The sequence below is a fragment of the Micrococcus sp. HMSC31B01 genome, from assembly GCF_001816085.1.
Classification (GTDB): domain Bacteria; phylum Actinomycetota; class Actinomycetes; order Actinomycetales; family Micrococcaceae; genus Micrococcus; species Micrococcus luteus.
Window position 1 is genome coordinate 1 of the sequence record NZ_KV824977.1, and the last position, 16,961, is coordinate 16,961.

At 69.2% G+C, this 16,961-nt stretch carries 17 protein-coding genes; 8 read left to right on the forward strand and 9 right to left on the reverse strand.

All coding sequences use genetic code 11. From position 1 onward, the window contains the following. Nucleotides 1–538 (reverse strand): MauE/DoxX family redox-associated membrane protein (locus tag HMPREF3105_RS02385; protein ID WP_305791317.1); only part of this gene is annotated, 538 nt, incomplete at its 3' end. A gap of 184 nt (nucleotides 539–722) precedes the next feature. Between HMPREF3105_RS02385 and HMPREF3105_RS02390 the strand changes: the two genes are divergently transcribed. Together HMPREF3105_RS02390 and HMPREF3105_RS02395 are read left to right on the forward strand one after the other, a co-directional pair. After that, nucleotides 723–1,250 (forward strand): DUF2505 domain-containing protein, encoded by a 528-nt coding sequence (locus HMPREF3105_RS02390; RefSeq protein WP_070708691.1) that lies wholly within the window; start codon nucleotides 723–725, stop codon nucleotides 1,248–1,250. A gap of 83 nt (nucleotides 1,251–1,333) precedes the next feature. Continuing rightward, a complete protein-coding gene (locus HMPREF3105_RS02395; protein ID WP_070708692.1) occupies nucleotides 1,334–1,909 on the forward strand; it encodes an arsenate-mycothiol transferase ArsC in 576 nt (191 codons plus the stop codon). Nucleotides 1,910–1,952: 43 nt separating this feature from the next. On the opposite strand, the gene pth is transcribed toward HMPREF3105_RS02395, so the two are convergent. The 3 genes from pth to HMPREF3105_RS02410 all read right to left on the reverse strand — a co-directional run bounded on the left by pth (nucleotide 1,953) and on the right by HMPREF3105_RS02410 (nucleotide 4,508). Next, nucleotides 1,953–2,528: an aminoacyl-tRNA hydrolase gene (pth, locus tag HMPREF3105_RS02400; protein ID WP_010079281.1), complete on the reverse strand. Its 576-nt coding sequence runs from the start codon at nucleotides 2,526–2,528 to the stop codon at nucleotides 1,953–1,955. A 7-nt stretch (nucleotides 2,529–2,535) separates the two neighbouring features. Beyond that, on the reverse strand, nucleotides 2,536–3,159 hold the full coding sequence (locus HMPREF3105_RS02405) for a 50S ribosomal protein L25/general stress protein Ctc (RefSeq protein ID WP_070708693.1): 624 nt from the start codon (nucleotides 3,157–3,159) through the stop codon (nucleotides 2,536–2,538). 185 nt (nucleotides 3,160–3,344) lie between these two features. Continuing rightward, nucleotides 3,345–4,508: an O-antigen ligase family protein gene (locus tag HMPREF3105_RS02410; protein WP_246830320.1), complete on the reverse strand. Its 1,164-nt coding sequence runs from the start codon at nucleotides 4,506–4,508 to the stop codon at nucleotides 3,345–3,347. Between the two features lie 315 nt (nucleotides 4,509–4,823). On the opposite strand from HMPREF3105_RS02410, the gene HMPREF3105_RS02415 reads away from it, so the two are divergent. After that, nucleotides 4,824–6,227 carry a tyrosine-protein kinase domain-containing protein gene (locus tag HMPREF3105_RS02415; protein WP_070708694.1) on the forward strand — a complete coding sequence of 468 codons (1,404 nt, stop codon included), beginning with the start codon at nucleotides 4,824–4,826 and terminating at the stop codon, nucleotides 6,225–6,227. 60 nt (nucleotides 6,228–6,287) lie between these two features. On the opposite strand, the gene HMPREF3105_RS02420 is transcribed toward HMPREF3105_RS02415, so the two are convergent. After that, the gene (locus HMPREF3105_RS02420) at nucleotides 6,288–7,703 is read right to left on the reverse strand and encodes a sugar nucleotide-binding protein (RefSeq protein ID WP_070708695.1); all 1,416 of its coding nucleotides are present in this window, start codon (nucleotides 7,701–7,703) and stop codon (nucleotides 6,288–6,290) included. Between the two features lie 13 nt (nucleotides 7,704–7,716). Next, nucleotides 7,717–8,712: a dTDP-glucose 4,6-dehydratase gene (gene rfbB / locus HMPREF3105_RS02425; protein ID WP_069941659.1), complete on the reverse strand. Its 996-nt coding sequence runs from the start codon at nucleotides 8,710–8,712 to the stop codon at nucleotides 7,717–7,719. A 67-nt stretch (nucleotides 8,713–8,779) separates the two neighbouring features. Between rfbB and HMPREF3105_RS02430 the strand changes: the two genes are divergently transcribed. The 5 genes from HMPREF3105_RS02430 (at nucleotide 8,780) to rfbA (ending at nucleotide 14,186) form a co-directional block, all read left to right on the forward strand. After that, nucleotides 8,780–9,778, forward strand: coding sequence for a glycosyltransferase family 2 protein (locus tag HMPREF3105_RS02430; RefSeq protein WP_070708696.1), 999 nt, complete (start codon nucleotides 8,780–8,782; stop codon nucleotides 9,776–9,778). Between the two features lie 41 nt (nucleotides 9,779–9,819). Further along, nucleotides 9,820–10,965, forward strand: coding sequence for a glycosyltransferase (locus tag HMPREF3105_RS13175; protein WP_070708697.1), 1,146 nt, complete (start codon nucleotides 9,820–9,822; stop codon nucleotides 10,963–10,965). Further along, a complete protein-coding gene (locus HMPREF3105_RS02440; protein ID WP_070708698.1) occupies nucleotides 10,962–11,888 on the forward strand; it encodes a glycosyltransferase family 2 protein in 927 nt (308 codons plus the stop codon). Before HMPREF3105_RS13175 ends, HMPREF3105_RS02440 begins: the two co-directional genes overlap by 4 nt. A 52-nt stretch (nucleotides 11,889–11,940) precedes the next feature. Continuing rightward, nucleotides 11,941–13,209, forward strand: coding sequence for a hypothetical protein (locus tag HMPREF3105_RS02445; protein WP_070708699.1), 1,269 nt, complete (start codon nucleotides 11,941–11,943; stop codon nucleotides 13,207–13,209). 104 nt (nucleotides 13,210–13,313) lie between these two features. Beyond that, nucleotides 13,314–14,186, forward strand: coding sequence for a glucose-1-phosphate thymidylyltransferase RfbA (gene rfbA / locus HMPREF3105_RS02450; protein WP_070708700.1), 873 nt, complete (start codon nucleotides 13,314–13,316; stop codon nucleotides 14,184–14,186). A gap of 26 nt (nucleotides 14,187–14,212) precedes the next feature. Here the strand turns inward: rfbA and HMPREF3105_RS13655 are convergent, their stop codons facing one another. The 3 genes from HMPREF3105_RS13655 to HMPREF3105_RS02460 all read right to left on the reverse strand — a co-directional run bounded on the left by HMPREF3105_RS13655 (nucleotide 14,213) and on the right by HMPREF3105_RS02460 (nucleotide 16,751). Next, nucleotides 14,213–14,338 carry a hypothetical protein gene (locus HMPREF3105_RS13655; protein ID WP_256375200.1) on the reverse strand — a complete coding sequence of 42 codons (126 nt, stop codon included), beginning with the start codon at nucleotides 14,336–14,338 and terminating at the stop codon, nucleotides 14,213–14,215. 773 nt (nucleotides 14,339–15,111) lie between these two features. Next, nucleotides 15,112–15,870: a glycosyltransferase family 2 protein gene (locus HMPREF3105_RS02455; RefSeq protein WP_070708701.1), complete on the reverse strand. Its 759-nt coding sequence runs from the start codon at nucleotides 15,868–15,870 to the stop codon at nucleotides 15,112–15,114. Then, a complete protein-coding gene (locus HMPREF3105_RS02460; protein ID WP_168167984.1) occupies nucleotides 15,867–16,751 on the reverse strand; it encodes a glycosyltransferase family 2 protein in 885 nt (294 codons plus the stop codon). The genes HMPREF3105_RS02455 and HMPREF3105_RS02460 overlap by 4 nt, the downstream gene beginning before the upstream one ends. Between the last annotated feature and the right edge of the window lie 210 nt (nucleotides 16,752–16,961).

Sequence of the window (16,961 nt, forward strand, 5' to 3'; positions counted from 1 at the left end):
CGGCGTCGGGTGCGGCCGGGACGGACTCGCGCCCGGCCAGGAACGCGGCGGTCGCGAGCAGCACGGACACGAGCAGGGCCCACGCCCACGCCCCGGCGCCGAAGGCGGTGAGCGGCTGCCAGGCCAGGCCCGCGCCGTGCACCGTCAGCGAGACGATCCCCTCGGCCAGGGCCAGGACGGCGAGGGCCAGGAAGACGACGTTGCGGACCACGGTGGTGCGGGAGATCGGGGCGGCCGATGCCTCGCCGAAGCAGCCGCACGAGACGCCGTCGTCCTGGGCCCGGACCACGAGCGCGAGGAAGGCGGCGAAGAGGGCCACGGCCACCAGGCCGACGACGGGACGCAGCAGGGTGAAGGGCTGCAGGAGGGCGGCGGCGAGCAGCAGCTCGAGCCAGGGGAACGCGCGCGCCAGGGCGGGGGCCGCGAACGGGCGGGGCACCCTGAGTCGGGTGAACGTGGCCTGCACGTCCTCGCCGGAACGGAGCTTCGCCGTCCCGCTCAGGAGCATGATGAGGGCCACGGCCCAGAGTGCCGACATGGCGGACACACCTTCCAGGGGGTTCACGAGGGGTCGCGCGGCCGGTCCCGGCGCCGTGCACGGGACCCGGGTCGCGGAGGCCAGCATATAAGGTGAGGGATGGGCGCCTATCGCCGTCGGCGAACCGGTGCAGGCCCTCTCACGGCCCGCCGGGCGCGGCCCGACTTGACCCCGAGGAGACACCGTGGCCTTTTCCGCTCAGCAGTCCATCCCGCACCCGCCGGCGGCCGTGGCAGCCGCCCTGGCGTCCGAGGACTTCCACCGTTCCGTGGTCGAGTCCTTCGGCGGCTCCCTGGTCTCGTTCTCCGTGGAGGGCTCCCCGGAGGGCGCGATGACCGTCACCGCCGTGCGCTCCCTGCCCGCGGACCGTATCCCGGATCGGGTCCCGGACATGGCCCGCAAGCTCATCGGCTCCGCCCTCCAGGTGGAGCAGGTGGAGCGCTGGGACGCGCCCGCCGCGGACGGCTCCCGCGCCGGCACCACCACCATCACCGTGCCCTCCGCCAAGGCGACGGCGGACGGCGCCCTCCGCCTGACCGCCGCCGGTGAGGGTTCCCAGTTCTCCGTGGACGGCACCCTCGTCTGCCGGATCCCGCTGGTGGGCTCGAAGCTCGCCGCGAAGGCCGAGCCGATGGTCGGCAAGGTCGTCGATCGCCAGGCCCGGGCGCTGTCCTCGTGGCTCGAGCGTGATGGCGGAGCCGCGCGCGGTTGATCTCGTTCTCCCGTCGCCCGGCGCTGTCGAGCTCGGCTCCGCCTGCCCGGCGGGGGCGCCGGGCCCTCCCCTCGCCGGACGCCGTGCTCATCGTGTGCACCGGCAACGTGTGCCGCTCGGCCTATGCGAGCCGGGCCCTGCAGGGCCGGCTGGCGGCTCTGGTCCCCGGCCGGGTGGAGGTCGGCAGCGCCGGCTCCCAGCCGAACCAGGCCCTGACGGTGCCGCCGCCGCTCGTGCGGCTCGGCGCCGAGGCCGGCGTCACCGGGCTGGAAGGCCACCGTCCCGCCGCGTTGCAGCCGTTCATGGTGGCGGAGGCGGATCTGGTGTTGGCCGCGGCTCAGGACCACATGCGCTTCGCGCTGCGGGAGGTGCCGCAGGCCGTCGCGCGGGTGTTCACCGTGCTGGAGCTCGCGGCGCTGGTCCGCGCGATGGACCAGCGGGACGGGCGGGACTGGATCCCGGCCGGTCGCGGAGTGCGTGCCTTCGCCGCCGAGGCGGCCCGCCACCGGGCCCTCGCGCGGTCGACCGCCCAGCCCCTCGACGTCGTGGACCCGTTCCGCGGGCCGGTGGAGGGGTACGCGGAGATGATCCAGATCATGGATCCCGCCCTGGAGACCATCGCGGACGCTCTGGCCCGTGCCGTGACCCCGGCCCCCTGAGCGTGGGGCTGAGCCCCCGTCGAGGATGTCGCGGGGCGGGAGGTCAGTGGAACGCCTGCTGGGCGGGCTCGAGACCGTCCGTGACGAGCTTCTCGACGGCGTCCGCCGCGCGGTCCACGTGCAGCGGCAGGACGTCCTGCTCGGGCTTGGTGAAGGGGCGCAGCACGAAGTCGGCCACGTCCATGCGGCCCGGGGGGCGGCCGATGCCGACGCGCACGCGGGCGTAGTCCTTCGTGCCGAGCGAGGCGGTGATGGACTTCAGGCCGTTGTGGCCGCCCTCTCCCCCGCCGCGCTTGAGACGCAGGGTGTCGAACGGGATGTCCAGCTCGTCATGGACCACCACGAGGTCCTCGGGGCCGATCCCGTAGAAGGACGCCAGCGCGGAGACGGGGCGTCCGGAGACGTTCATGTAGCCGGTGGACTTCGCGAGCACGACCCGCGGTCCCCCGATGCCGAGGCGACCCGTGGCCACCACGGCGCCGGCCCGGTGGCGGGTGAACCCGACCCCCATGCGGGAGGCGAGCTCATCCGCCACCATCTGGCCGACGTTGTGACGGGTGCGCTCGTACTCGGGCCCGGGATTGCCGAGCCCGACGATGAGCGTGGTCCCCGTCGTCATGGCGTGATCAGTCCTCGGAGCCCTCGGACTCGCCCTCGGCAGACTCGGCGGCCTGCTCCTCCTGCACGGACTCGTCGCCGAGGTCCTGCTCGAGGACCTCGTTGACGGTGGCGATGGCGATGTCGTCCTCGAGCTGCAGCGTGGCGCCGGCGGGGACCTGCACGTCCGTGGCGTACACATGGTCGCCGGCCTCGCGGCCCTCGATGGAGATGGTGACGGCCTCGGGCAGGTCGGTGGCCTCGGCCTCGACCGGCACGGTGACGTAGTCCAGCACGTACTCGTTGCCGGGGGCGACCTCGCCCTCGACCTGCACGGTGACCTCGACGATGACCTTCTCGCCGCGACGGACCGCGATGAGGTCCAGGTGGTCCACGGTGTCCTTGATGGCGTGGCGCTGGATGTCCTTGGGCAGGACCAGGTGCTCCTCGCCGGCCTCGTTCACGACGGTGAGCAGGGCGTTGGGGTTGCGGACGGCCAGGGTGGTCTCCTGGGCCGGCAGCAGCAGGTGCACGGGCTCCTGGCCGTGGCCGTAGACGACGGCGGGGATCAGGCCGGCGCGGCGGGCCTGGCGGGCGGCGCCCTTGCCGAAGTCGGTGCGGCGGGTGACCTTGATCTTGAGCTGGTCAGACATGATGCGTCCTCCTGTGGGGGTCTCGGCCGCGCAGCCGGGGGCGGCGCGGGATGCGGCCAGGAGGGGGCTTCAGTGCCGCAGCGGGTCAGCATGCTGACGCGCGGCGGCGGCCTCGTCGATCACGGAGCGCACGCTCCCTCGCCTGGGCAACCCGGACAGGATAGCACCGGTGGTGCTCGACGCGTTCAGCGGCCCGCGAGTCGGGACCGCTCGATGATGCGGTCCAGCTTGCGGCGGTGGGCCCGGTCCTTCGCGGGGGCGCCATGGTCCTCCTCGTCCTCCTGGGCGCTCAGCAGGAGTCCGCAACCGAGCACAATGGCGCCGAAGATCGTGATGAACACCTCCCCCAGCTGGAGCGAGGCCACGAGGATGATGAGGGCGGCCGCTTCGACGGCGACACGGGAAGGCGAGCGGTGCGTCCGGGCGAAGGGCCGCAGGCACAGCCAGAGGTAGGCGCCGACCACCACGACCAGGAACGGCCAGCCGCCCTCGACCAGGAGACCCAGGTAGGAGTTGTGGAAGAACATGGACACGTGGTCCAGGTCCACGAATGCCGTGGAGAGGCCCTGGCCGAAGAAGGACGTCTCCGCCACCTTCTCCACGGACGCCGCCTGGATCTGCGCCCGGAACCAGTCCGTGCCCGTGCGGTCTCCGAAGATGCCGAGGTCGGCCAGGTTCTCCTCGGCCCAGCTGACGAACCAACCCATGACGACCCCCAGTGCGATACGCAGGACCCGCCCCAGGTAGGGGCTCACGAGGATCCACACGACCGCGCAGAGCAACGCGGCCATCGAGGTCCGCGAGCCGGTGAGGAAGGTCAAGACGGAGCCGGCACCCAGCACGAGGAGTTTCGGGCCCATGCGTTGCATGGTGGCCACGAGCAGCACCGGCAGGAGCGCATAGAAGAGGCCGGAGACGTTCTTGTCCCCGAGGAAGCCGGTGAGGTAGCCCCCGTAGGCGTCCGGGACCAGGCCCGCGTAGAAGAGGGGCACGTTGATCAGTGCGCCGGCCGTCATCCCGTAGAGGACGCCCTTGATGTCGATCCTCTCGCTGGCGATGGCGTAGATCAGCAGGATCAGGAGCGTGATCCTCGTGGCGCGACGCGTGGGGTCGAGGTCGTTGTGCACGGTCACCGCGACGAGATACGCCACCAGGGCCAGTGCGACGAGGGCCAGCACGCCGTAGTGGGACAGGTCCCGGCGGGGCTGCCGGAATGAGGCGAGGAGCAGCAGAAGGATGGCGGAGAACTCCGCGAACGGGATCGGCAGGCCGGGAGCGGTGAACGCATCCATCACCAGGCCGATGGCCAGCACGGCCTCGAACAGCCGCGGTGAGGCCGGCGTGACCAAGGGGTTCCACGGGGAGCGGGTCCACGCGGCCTGACCGTCCGGGACGAGGCCGAGTGAGGCGTGACGCCTGGCAGGCCGGGCCTCGGGTGGCGCGACGGCCCCCATGGCGCGGGCAGCCGTCCGGTCACGGGGCGTGCTCGGGCGCATGGTGCGGAACCTTTCGTGGACGCCGGGCAATACTCGGCTCAGCGTAGCGCGGTGGCGGGCCTCGTCCTCGGGGCCTCAGAGCGCACGGTGGGTGTTGGTACCGTGGACCTGTGCGTTTCCTGGCCACAACGGCCCGTGCATCCCCGTCCATGACCCCCGAGGTGCCCCGTGACGATCGTCGACTTCTTCCGCCTCCTGCGCGCCAACCTCCTGCTGCTCCTGGCAGCAGCCCTCGTGGGGGGTCTGTTGGGTTGGGGCTACTCCGCACTGCAGCCCCGGATCTACGCGTCCGAATCTCAGGGGTTCCTCGCCGCCCGGGCTGCAGATCAGAGCCTCATCACCAGCAACCTGCCCGCCGAGAGCCGGGCTCAGGCCTACGTCGCCCTGATCAACAGCGAGGCCGTGCGTGAACGCGTGGCACAGGACACGGGGCAGGACGGCGACGGCTCGCTCTCCGCGGTGCTCGTCCCCGAGTCCAGCATGATCAAGGTGACCGCCACCTCGACGGATCCCGAGACCGCCGCGCAGCTGGCGAACAGCGCCCTGCAGGCGACGGCGGACGTGGCGGCGGACGTGGACAAGAACAGCCCGCTGGAGGTCGTGCCGCTGTCCGATGCCCGCGTGCCCTCTGCCCCCGTGAGCCCTGACACCCGGCGCAACGTCCTCGTGGGCGTCGTGGCCGGACTGGGTGCCGGGCTCGCCATCGCCGTGCTCCGTCGTCTCCTCGACGTGAAGGTGCGCAGCCGCGCCGACGTGAAGGAGATCACCGGCGCAGGCGTGATCGGCGCCGTCCCGGAGAACGAGTCCCTGACCCGCACGGGCGAGGAGGCCATGGACCTCGACCCCCGGGCCGGCGAGGCCATCCGGGCGCTGCGCACCAACCTCAAGTTCGTCTCCGTCGACGAGCCGCCGCGCGTCGTCTCGTTCACGAGCGCGGACCCCTCCGAGGGCAAGTCGACCGTCGCATCGAACCTGGCCCGCGCCCTGGCCCTGGCCGGCGAACGGGTCCTCGTGGTGGACGCCGACCTGCGGCGGCCCCGGCAGCACGACCTCTTCCAGGTGGCGGGCGACGTGGGCCTGGCCGAGGTGCTGGCCGGTGAGGTGCAGCCGGACGACGCCCTCGCGGCCACCGGAATCCCGAACCTCACGCTGCTCCCCGCCGGCCGGACGCCCCCGAACCCGTCGGAGCTGCTGGGCTCGAAGCGCATGCGGGCCCTGCTGAAGCTGGCATCGGAGGACTTCTTCGTCATCGTCGACTCCCCTCCCCTGCTGCCCGTCACGGACGGCTCCCTCCTGGCCACGGCCGTGGACGGGACTGTGCTCGTGGTGCGTCAGGGGCGGACCCGCAAGGACCACCTGGAGGCGGCTGTGGAGAATCTCGCCGCGGTGGACGCGCATCTGCTGGGCGTCGTCATGAACGGCGTCGCGCGCTCCCAGCGCGGCGGCGGCTACTCCTATGGCTACGGGTACGAGAGCACGTACCACAAGTCCTACGAGAAGTACCTCTCGAGCGTCGGCTCGTCCGCGAGGAAGGGGCGGCGTTCACGCCGCAAGGCCCGCACGCGCAGCTGATCGCCCCCACGCACGAAGCCCCCGCCGAAGCCGGCGGGGGCTTCGTCGTGCGAGACGCGGTCAGCGCCTCAGGTACGTCCGCAGGCGTTCGCGCTGATCCGGGGCGGTGTAGCCGACGGCCGCCAGGGGCCCGAGGTCGAGGGCGCTGTTGGTCGGCCGCGGGGCCACGCCCTCCTTTCCGGCCATGTACGCGGCGGTGGTCGTGGCGGAGACGCGCCCGGCGTCGTGGCCGGTGTCCTCGAAGACCCACCGGGCGACGTCGTGCCAGGTGACCACGTCGCCGCTGTTGGTCATGTGGAACGTGCCCGTGGGCGCGTCCGTGGTGACCAGGTGCAGCAGGGCGTCGGCGAGGTCGTCGGCGAAGGTGAGGCGGCCGTGCTGGTCGTCGACGACGGCCGGGTCGATCCCGCGCTCGGCGAGGGAGGCCATGGTGGCCACGAAGTTCTTCCCCTCCCCGATCACCCAGGAGGTGCGGACGATCCAGTGCCGCGGCACGGTGCGCACCGCGGCCTCGCCGGCGGCCTTCGATTGGCCGTAGACGCCCAGCGGCGCAAGCGGGTGGTCCACCGGGTGCTCCTGCCCCACGGGGAGGGCGCCGTCGAACACGTAGTCGGTCGAGACGTGGGCCAGGGGGACGCCGGCCTCGGCGCAGCGGCGGGCGAGCTCGGCGACGGCGGTCGCGTTGACGGCCCAGGCCTGGGCCCGGCCCTCGGGCGTCTCGGCGGCGTCCACCGCGGTCATGGCGGACGCGTTGACCACGGCGCGCAGGCCGCGGAAGTGCTCCCGCGGCCACGAGGCCGGATCGGTCATGTCCCACGTGTCCCTGCCGTGGGCCTCGACCGGGATCCCCGCGGCCTCGGCGCGGGCCACGAGGGCGCGGCCGAGCTGGCCGCCGGCGCCGAGCACGAGGATCGGGGCGGGCGGCATGGGGGTGACGTCCGCGAGCATCGGGTGGGCGCGGTCCTTGTCCGAGAGCTCGGCGTCCTCGAGCGGGATGGGCCAGGCGATGGCCGCCGTCGGGTCCGCGAGGTTGAGGAACGTGTACTGGCCCTGCGCGTCGGCGGACCAGTGGTCGTTCACCAGGTAGGTGTAGGCCGTGTCCGGCTCGAGCGTCTGGTAGGAGTTGCCCACCCCGCGCGGCACGAAGACGGCCTTCTCCGGGCCGAGCTCCACGGTGGCGACGGCGCCGAAGGACGGCCCTTCGCGCAGGTCCACCCAGGCGCCGAAGATCCGGCCGTGGGCGACGGCCACGTACTTGTCCCAGGGTTCGGCGTGGATGCCGCGGGTGGTGCCGACGGCGTCGTTGAAGGAGATGTTGTTCTGCACCGGGGCGAGCGAGGCCAAGCGGGGGTGCTCGGCGGCGAGGGCGCGGATCTTCTCCCGCTGCCAGTTCTCCTTGAACCAGCCGCGGTTGTCCCCGTGGACGTCGAGGTCGAGGACGAGCAGGCCGGGGATGGCGGTCTCGGTGATGCGCATCAGCGGTGCCCCCTCACTGGCCCTGGGCGCGGTAGGTGGCCTCGACGGCGGCCTTGGCCGGGCGCCACCAGGCCTCGTTCTCGCGGTACCAGCGGACCGTGTCCGCCAGACCGGCGCGGATGTCCGTGAACTGCGGCTCCCAGCCGAGCTCGGTGCGCAGGGCGGTGTTGTCGATCGCGTAGCGCAGGTCGTGGCCCGGGCGGTCGGCGACGAGGTCGTAGTCGTCCGCGGGGCGGTCGAAGAGCTCGAGGAGGATCTCCACGATCTCCCTGTTGTTCCTCTCGCCGTCCGAGCCGATCAGGTACGTGCGGCCGATCTCGCCGCGCTCGAGGATCCGCAGCACGGCCGAGGAGTGGTCCTCCGTGTGGATCCAGTCCCGGACGTTGACGCCCTGGCCGTAGAGGCGGGGGCGGACGCCGTCGATCAGGTTGGTGATCTGGCGCGGGATGAACTTCTCGATGTGCTGGTACGGGCCGTAGTTGTTGGAGCAGTTGCTCAGCGTGGCCTGCACGCCGAAGGAGCGCACCCAGGCGCGCACCAGGTGGTCCGAGCCGGCCTTCGAGGCCGAGTAGGGACTGGAGGGGTTGTACGGGGTGGTCTCGGTGAACTTCGCCGGGTCGTCGAGCTCGAGGTCGCCGTAGACCTCGTCCGTGGACACGTGGTGGAACCGCTTGCCGTGCTTGCGAACCGCCTCGAGGAGGACGAAGGTTCCGACGATGTTCGTCTGGATGAACGGCGAGGGATCGTTCAGCGAATTGTCGTTGTGGGACTCCGCCGCATAGTGCACGACGGCGTCCGACTCGGCGACCAGACGGTCCACCAGGGCCGCGTCGCAGATGTCCCCCACCTCGAGAGTGACGCGGTCCTCCGGCAGGCCAGCGAGGTTGTCCCGATTGCCGGCGTAGGTCAGCTTGTCCAGGACGACGACGTCGTGCCCGGTCTCGCGGACGACGTGGTGGACGAAGTTCGAACCGATGAACCCGGCGCCGCCGGTGACGAGGAGGTGCATGGGGTCAGGTTACAGACGTGGCAGGGGCGCCCGCCTGACCTGCGCGTTGCCCAGGAAGTAGAGTTCCATGCAGGCCCAGAACGCCACCCTGCGCCGCGGACAGACCCAGGAAGGGGCCATGACTGTTCCAGAGCTCACCGTCATCATTCCGTGCCATCGCAGTGGGCCCCGGCTCGACCTGCAACTTCGAGCGTTGAACGAACAGGTGGACCCACCCGCCTTCGAGGTGGTGCTCTGCGACAACGGTGGCAACGAGGATCTTCCGGATCGTCTGGCCGCCGCAGGCCCATTCCGTCACCCTATGCGGATCATCAAGGCCGACGAGCACCCCGGTGCCGCGTATGCCCGCAACCGAGGGCTGGCATCGACGACTGCCCCGCTGGTGGGATTCGTAGACGACGACGATCTCGTCCATCCGCATTGGGTGCGCCGCGCCGTCGAGGTCCTGAAGGACCATGCCGTAGTGAGCGGCGGCGTGGTCCTCCGCACCGACGACGAGCTGGATGGGCTGGACTACGGACGCCTTCTGGAGATCCTCGTCGCCGGCACGGGTCCCGTCCCTCCCGCGCCAGCCGGCAGCGGATCCATGGGGCCGGCCCTGTTAGGAGGGAATTTCGTGGCGCGACGGGAAGCGATCCTCCGCGTGCGCGGGTTCGACGCGGCATTGGTCCGCGGCGCGGAGGACAACGACCTCGCGTATCGCCTCACCCACGCGGGATACACGATCATGGACTACGGAGCCATGAGCATCCTGTGCTGCGTGCCGGGACCCGGACGCACCCGGCAGAAGAAGCGCTTCCGCGCTGGGTCGGCGTTGGCCCAGGCCGTGGCAGCTCGCGGCGCATGGAGCGAGACGGCGGAACTCCGCCGACCCCCGATGGGCGAGCTGGCGCGCAGCTTCGGAGGGCTCACCCGCATGGCCCTCGGCCTGACCGAGCGGGACGTCGACGGCGCCCTCACGCGCGCCGCGACCGCCGCCGGCCTGAGCGAGGGATGGGTGCGATATCGGCTTCTCCGCCGAGAGCCGGACACCCTGATCGGGCTCGGGCTCGAGGAGTCCGCGTGAGAGGCGGCGCGACGGCGGGACCTCCTGGCCGCCGAGCAGTCATGATCTCCCCGATCGTCCCCGCGAGCGGAGCCCAGGAATCGGCCGGGGAGAAGCTGGCCCTCGAGGTCGTCAATACGCTCGCGACGCGAGGGCCGGTCACGGTCATATCCCGAGACGGGGGGGCCAACCGTCGCGCTATCGCGCGCGGAGTCGACGTCGACCATCTGCTGGCGCGGGAGGATCGGACTCCGAACGGGGCTGACCGCCTCCGCACGGCGGCCCGCCTCCAGCCTCCCGTCAGCCACGCGGTCCTGCGGAGCCATCGGGACCTGCTCACCACAGCGGACATCATCGATCTCCAGTGGGAGGAGTCCGGCCTCCTCGCACCCGCCCTGCGCCACCTCGCCCCTCAAGCCCAGGTGGTCGTCACGCTCCATGACGTGCTGTCCCAGCGCTTCAACCGCCATGCCCGCAGCCTCCCTTCTGCCGCCCGCCGTGCCGCCTGGTCGGCGCGGGCCGCGACGGCCCGGGCAGCGGAGCGCCGGATCCTTCGGTACGCGGACGACGTGATCGTGCTCAGCGAGAAGGACCGCGACCTGCTCCCGTACGGGCGGGGCCAGGCACGCGTCCACGTGATCCCGCCGCCCATCCCCGGCGACCTCCGTCCCGCATGCGACGCAGGCTCGAGCCGACCCCCGACGCTGCTCTTCGTCGGTTACATGGCCCGGTGGGAGAACCAGGACGCCGTGCGCTGGTTCACAGACCAAGTGCTCCCCGGCGTGCGTCGCTCCCGACCGGACGCGCGGGTCGTGGTGGCCGGCGGGGGGATCCCGGATGCACTGGCCGCCCATCTGAACGCGTGCGGCGTCGAGACACCCGGATTCGTGGAGGATCTTGACGCTCTGTATCGCGACTGCACTGCGGTGATCGCACCATTGCGCCTGGGAGCGGGAGTGAAGTTCAAGGTCGTGGAAGCGATGATCCGGGGGATCCCGACCGTGACGACGTCCGTGGGGCACGAGGGCATCGAACCCACGGAAGGGACCGTCGTCGCAGACGATCCTGCTAGATTCGGCGAGGCGACGCTCTCCCTTCTGGCCGATGTCGGCGCCGCCGACCAGGCAGCGCGGGCGGGAGCTTCTCACGTCGCCGACCAGTATGGCCCCATCGCTTTCCGCCGACGACTCTTCGAGGTGTACCGATGAATTCCTCCCCTCTGCCGACGGTCAGCGTCGTCATCCCTTGCTACAACGTCGAGAATGACCTCCCCCATCAGCTAGAGGCGCTGGTCCCCCAGCTGGGTCCGGAGGATGAGGTCGTCCTCGTGGACAACCGGTCCACCGACGGGACAGCGGAACTCCTGCGCGCTCTAGCGGAGCAGGACCCCCGCCTACGGGGGGTACCTGCCATGGACAAGCCGGGAGTGAACCACGCACGCAACTGCGGGGTCCTAGCGGCCCGGCATCGAACCATTCTGATCTGCGACGCCGACGACCGTGTCCATCCCGGCTGGGTGGACGCCTTTCGGGTCGCTCTTGTGACCGATGGGCTGGCCGGAGGCGTCGCCGTTCCCGTAGATCAGTCAGGTGAGCGGATCGGTCCCGACCTCGGGCTGACTGAAATCTTCGGTGGCCCCGCCTACGCGCTCGGAGGCAACATGGGCCTCACGCGCGAGGTGTTCGATGCGGTCGGCGGTTTTGACGAGTCGTTCATTGGCGGCCACGACGAAGCGGACTTCGCATGGCGTGCGGCCGAGGCCGGGTGGACAGCTCGCCTCGTTCCCGGGGCGCGTCTCGATTACGTCCAACGGCCCACGCCGGCGGGTGCTGTCCGCCAACGCCGTAACTACGCGCGCACGTCCATCCAGCTGTGGGCGCATCATCCACACATCGCTGAATCAACAGCAGTCAGCTTCTCCGGGGCAGTTCGCCGCCTGGCCCGCACCCTCCCGGCCGGTGCCCGAGTGGCACGGGGAAGCGCTTCCCTGCATGACGCCTCCGAATGGGGCTGGGCCGTCGGCCTGGTGGAAGGGCATCTCCGCTACCGCATCCTCGGCTCCCCCCCTGTTCGGGTGCTGCCTGCGATTCCTTCCGACGGAGGCCCAGCGGAGGGGCCAGTGGCTGGATAAGACCGCAAAGACTCTCCACGGGTTCTGATGGTCTCACGCTAGGCTGAAGGATATGAAGGACTCAGCCGGCGCGAAGTGGCAGTGGGGTGTCATCGTTGGCTTGGCACTCGCGCGGGCAGCATGGGCCACCTTCCGGGCGCCCATCGTGTCTCCCGACTCCCAGCGCTATCGGAACCCTACCGATCCATGGGCGACGATGCGCTTCGACCTCGGACAGGGCCCCGGCCAGCTCCTGCAGCTTCTTCACCTTCTGCCCCTCAACATCGCCATCGCCTTGCAGGCCTTCGCAGCCGCACTCATCTGGGGATGGGCCTGCATCGTCGCTACCCGGGATCTGCCCCGTTGGGTCTTCGGAGCCGCCGCGCTGTTCACGCTCTCCCCGTGGTGGCTCGTGTGGGACAACAGGGCCATCACGGAGGCTCTCACCCTGGCGGGAGTCGCGCTTTTCGCCGCAGGTGCCGTGCATTGGGTCAAGGGAGACAATGTAAATGCTCTCCCCATGTTGGTCGGCGCCGCGCTGGGACTCCTCACCCGGCCCTTGACCGTCCCCCTGATCGCGGTGGTCCTGATCCTGGCGGTCATCGCCCGCAGGGGCACCCCCCGCCCCGTAGGGGCATTCGTGGGCGTCTCGTTCCTCGTCGCCTTCGCGATCGTCCAGAGTGTCATGTTCAACAGAGCACCCATCACCTACGACTGGCTGCCGGTCCACACCACCATGGAAGGGGTCCGCGCGGCGGATCGCTTCGTGAGCCGGTCACATGTCGACGGCTACGCAGCCCTTGCCGAGGCTCGCCAAGCCCCGGCCTGCCTGCTGGACGCAGACGTCCCCCGGGGCATCCCGGGCCTGGGCCCTCTGTGGTCCAGCACCTGTCCGGACACGGTCGCCTGGCTTGAGAGCGGTGGCGTGCCGTGGCAGACCGAACTGACGGACAATCTCGTCCCCACGGTGCGGGAGATGGTCTCCGGACCATGGCTCCTCGCCGCCTGGGCCGGGGATGCACTAGGTGATCCCCACTGGCTGGCCCTCAGGGGGGTGGCCCGCACCTGGTGGTGGCCGGCTGTCCACGCAATGAACGCAGCAATGTGGGCTCTCATGATCGGCGCCGTGGTTCGCCTGCTGTGGCCGGGGCGCAGGTGGGCGTTCCGTGCGGTGTTCACAGTGGCCCTCCTCGGATACGCCGCCGCCCTCTGGATGTTCGACGGTCTCGAGATGTGGAGGCACGTCCTGCCCGCGATCGTGGGCCTGGTGCCCGCAGCGCTCGCCGCCTCGGGACGTCGGGAAACTGAAGCCTCGGGCAGAGTGGCCCCGCCACGCCGGTGAGCGGAGGCTCCGGAAGACGGCACGCGGATGAGGGCTCCCGCACGCCCCTCGTGTCGGGGGGGGGTGGCCGTGCACGACGGCTCCCACCCCCTAGACTCGACCCCATGAAGGGCATCATCCTGGCCGGCGGCACCGGCTCCCGGTTGCACCCCATCACGCACGGCATCTCGAAGCAGCTCGTGCCGGTGTATGACAAGCCGATGATCTACTACCCGCTCTCCACGCTGATCTTGGCGGGGATCAGCGACATCCTGGTGATCACCACCCCGCACGACGCGCAGCAGTTCCAGCGGCTCCTGGGCGACGGCTCACAGTTCGGGATCTCGCTGAGCTACGTCCAGCAACCCTCCCCGGACGGCCTCGCACAGGCCTTCCTCCTGGGCGAGAAACACATCGGGGGCGACCACGTGGCGCTCGTCCTGGGGGACAACATCTTCTACGGCCCCGGCATGGGCCAGCAGCTACGCCGACACACCCAGGTCGACGGAGCCACCGTGTTCGGCTACTGGGTGGCGGACCCCAGCGCCTACGGCGTGGTGGAGTTCGACGACGCCGGCAAGGCCATCTCACTTGAGGAAAAGCCTAAAGAGCCCAAGAGCAACTATGCGGTGCCAGGCCTCTACTTCTACGACAACGACGTCGTCGAGATCGCGAAGGGCCTCAAGCCGTCGGCGCGCGGCGAACTCGAGATCACCGATGTGAACCGCGCCTATCTGGAACGCGGCACCCTGAACGTAGAGGTCCTCCCCCGCGGCACCGCATGGCTGGACACCGGCACCTTCCACGACCTGAACGATGCGTCCAACTTCATCCGCACCATCGAGTCCCGTCAGGGCCTCAAGGTCGGCTCCCCCGAGGAGGTCGCCTGGCGGCAGGGCCTTCTCACCGACGACGAGCTGCGCGAGCGCGCAGAGCCGCTCGTGAAGTCAGGGTACGGCGCGTACCTGATCGACTTGCTCCGCTCTGGTCAGCACTGACCTCGCGACGGGCTCGTGGCGGCAACTTACTGGTAGTTCTCGAACTCGAGGAGTAACCGATCATCGACGCGGATGTGGTCGAGGTACTTCAATTGAAGGGGCTGGAAGACCTTCCCTAAAATGTCCGTCCAGGACACCGGGTAGCCGACCACTTCTCCTCGGATACCTCCCGGATATTCCACTGCCTGGGGCTCGAAATAATCCAGGCGTCGTTCGACCTCCGCTAGCCACTCTGCAGTAAGAGGAGTGTGAGACCGCACGAGGAACGCGCTCGTTCCCACCAAGCTTCGGTGATTGAGGGCCAGGTCCAGCCCAAGCCGACCCGGGAGACGTGTCACTGCGGCGGACGACAATTCCTGAAATCCGGTGACCCATGTCGACCGGTCCGGTTGCATGGCTCCTAAGACCGGGGCCCAAGAGTGGAGTGGCGCTTTGAGGTCGCAATATCCGCCACCGTGATGATGCATCAGGTACGCGCGCAGATAATCAGATCGATGCACCAGCGAGAGATGTTCATACGCGGAGTGCAGCGGGTGGCCGTCCACGATCCATCGGTGGATTGTTTGAGGTGTCACCAGCTCCACGGGTAGTCCGATAACGCTGCGAAGCCTTTCGAAGTTGCGTATCCGGTTGGGCGTCATCGGGTTCTCTCCGGCCCAGATCACGAACACGCGGGACGGCAACTCCGAGGGGCCGCCCGGCTCGATCGCAACCCGGTTCAAGAAGGATCGCCGGTAGCGGCTTCGGTCAAAGTCATACGATCGAGTGCGCGGGATAACAGTCGCCATTCGAGCAGCAGCGTCTAAACCTACGAATCGGGCCGCACGAGCGGCCCGGTTACCGCTTTTTGTTAAAAGGTATGCGGTGTGCTTTGCCTTCTTTAACGGTGTCAGTATCACGGATACTACCTCTCCGACTTTCGGCGTTAACGACGCGTGAGCCCAGCTAGGCGATGACGGGCCTCACGCAGAATTTCCACACCGCGCAACCACCGATGCCACCACCGAGTCCCCTCTAAATCCGGCAGGATGCGGTCGGCGACTGCTTGCTCTTCGGTGCGTAGCTGTTGCGCTTCCGGGGACTGCGTAGTGGTCCCCATTTCGGTGGCGAACGGGACACCAACGAGCGCTCCCGGAGGTTTTCCCTGCTGCAGGATCAGCCAGTCATCCCCGCCCCAGATGCGCATCTCCTCCGGAATAGGGTGGTAGTTGTCCCGCCGCATGCACATAAACGTCCCGAAGCCGAAGAGCGTCGTGGACCGGCGGGCCAGTCGCAACCGTGGATGTTTCAAACGGCCCAAGGAAAAACAGGAACGATCCGGGCCCACTACACCAAACCAGCGGAGCCCGCGCGCGGCGAGATCGAAGGCTAGGTCATCGAAGCGCACGTCGTCGTTCACGATAGCCAAGAATTCCCCCCGCGCTTCCCTGGCACCGAGGTTCCATGCTGGGTTGACGTAGATGTTGCGTTCCTGCTGCAGGACGCGGACCTTCGCAGACTCCCACACAAGAGGACGCGGCGAGTTGTTGATAACCAGAACTTCAAACACCAAGGGGTGCGCGGCGCACTGTTTCACGATCGCATCGAGGTCATCGGACCGCTGAAGAGTGGGGATGACTACCGAGAATCGCCCGCTCGGGTTCTCGCTCTGGGACGGGCGATGATCGCTACCTGGGTGGCTCATCGCCGTCCGCCCACCAGGGTGCGGATTCTCGATCCCACGCAACGAGCCCGGGAAACAAGCGCCCTCGCCGGAGCCGTACGCCGGCCCCACACGGCCAGCTCGGCCTTCTGTACCTCGAGCTTCGCCTGTGCCTCGTCGAGGGCTTTGAGAGCAATGGCGAGCATCTTGGCCTCGTGTCCGTGGTTGGCCTCCACCACCGCCGCACGCGTGGCGGCCAGATGCACGATTGAACTCCGAGAATTTTCGCGGATCCTCCAGTGGAAGACGGCCGAGGGAACCCGGCGCGCGAAGCCACCGTCGCGGAGCATGCGGGTCCAGAATTCCCAGTCCTCCTGAGCGGCAGGGTCGCCCGTATAGAACCCCCCGATCTCCTCCCAGCGAGACTTCCGGAACGCTGACGGGGGGAAGATGCCCGACCCCCGCAAGGCATCGACCGCATCTACTTCAGGCGCGGTCGGCTGCTCTCCAGCCACGGCACCAAAAGTGACGCAGAATGGGAATGCCACCACTGTGCCCGTCTGCCCCAAAGTGCGGACCGCCTCAGCGACGTAGTGAGGGTCGATCCGATCGTCAGCGTCCAAGCAGACGATGATGTCCCCCGATGCCGCGGCGATTCCCGTGTTCCTCGCCGACCCGACACCTCCGTTGGGCTGGCGAATTACGCGGACCTCGGCCGGCAGTTGTGCCAGGGCTCGCCTGGTGTCCTCGCGCGTGGATCCATCGTCGACGACTATGACCTCCAGGTTGCCCCATGTCTGAACCACCGCTGAATCCACCGAAGTTCGAAGATGCTCCGGGTCGTCGTTAAAAGTCGGGATGACGATGGTGACTCGGTCCACGCCCTCGGGGGGCGACTCACGAGACGGGGCTGATTCGCTCACGGAGCACTCCTGCCTACGGGATTGGCTGGGTTCCAGCCACTTAGCTTTCGCGAGTGGCATCTGACGGGGCTTTTCTACCGCTGTCATGAGTCTACGTTGTAATTGGCACTGCCCCTCAGATTCACATCTGAATCGACTGCACCTGGATACGCCTCGCACGCGCCACGGGTCGTGTCGAGTCACTAGATGTAGGAGGGCATGACGTTGTTG

Coding starts and splice junctions, on each gene's coding strand:
- pth (WP_010079281.1), bottom strand. CDS start 2,528: ATGACGACGGGGACCACGCTCATCGTCGGGCTCGGCAATCCCGGGCCC.
- HMPREF3105_RS02405 (WP_070708693.1), bottom strand. CDS start 3,159: ATGTCTGACCAGCTCAAGATCAAGGTCACCCGCCGCACCGACTTCGGC.
- HMPREF3105_RS02420 (WP_070708695.1), bottom strand. CDS start 7,703: ATGCGCATCACCGAGACCGCCATCCCCGGCCTGCTCGTCCTCGACCTC.
- rfbB (WP_069941659.1), bottom strand. CDS start 8,712: ATGCACCTCCTCGTCACCGGCGGCGCCGGGTTCATCGGTTCGAACTTC.
- HMPREF3105_RS02430 (WP_070708696.1), top strand. CDS start 8,780: ATGCAGGCCCAGAACGCCACCCTGCGCCGCGGACAGACCCAGGAAGGG.
- HMPREF3105_RS13175 (WP_070708697.1), top strand. CDS start 9,820: ATGATCTCCCCGATCGTCCCCGCGAGCGGAGCCCAGGAATCGGCCGGG.
- HMPREF3105_RS02440 (WP_070708698.1), top strand. CDS start 10,962: ATGAATTCCTCCCCTCTGCCGACGGTCAGCGTCGTCATCCCTTGCTAC.
- HMPREF3105_RS02445 (WP_070708699.1), top strand. CDS start 11,941: ATGAAGGACTCAGCCGGCGCGAAGTGGCAGTGGGGTGTCATCGTTGGC.
- rfbA (WP_070708700.1), top strand. CDS start 13,314: ATGAAGGGCATCATCCTGGCCGGCGGCACCGGCTCCCGGTTGCACCCC.
- HMPREF3105_RS02455 (WP_070708701.1), bottom strand. CDS start 15,870: ATGAGCCACCCAGGTAGCGATCATCGCCCGTCCCAGAGCGAGAACCCG.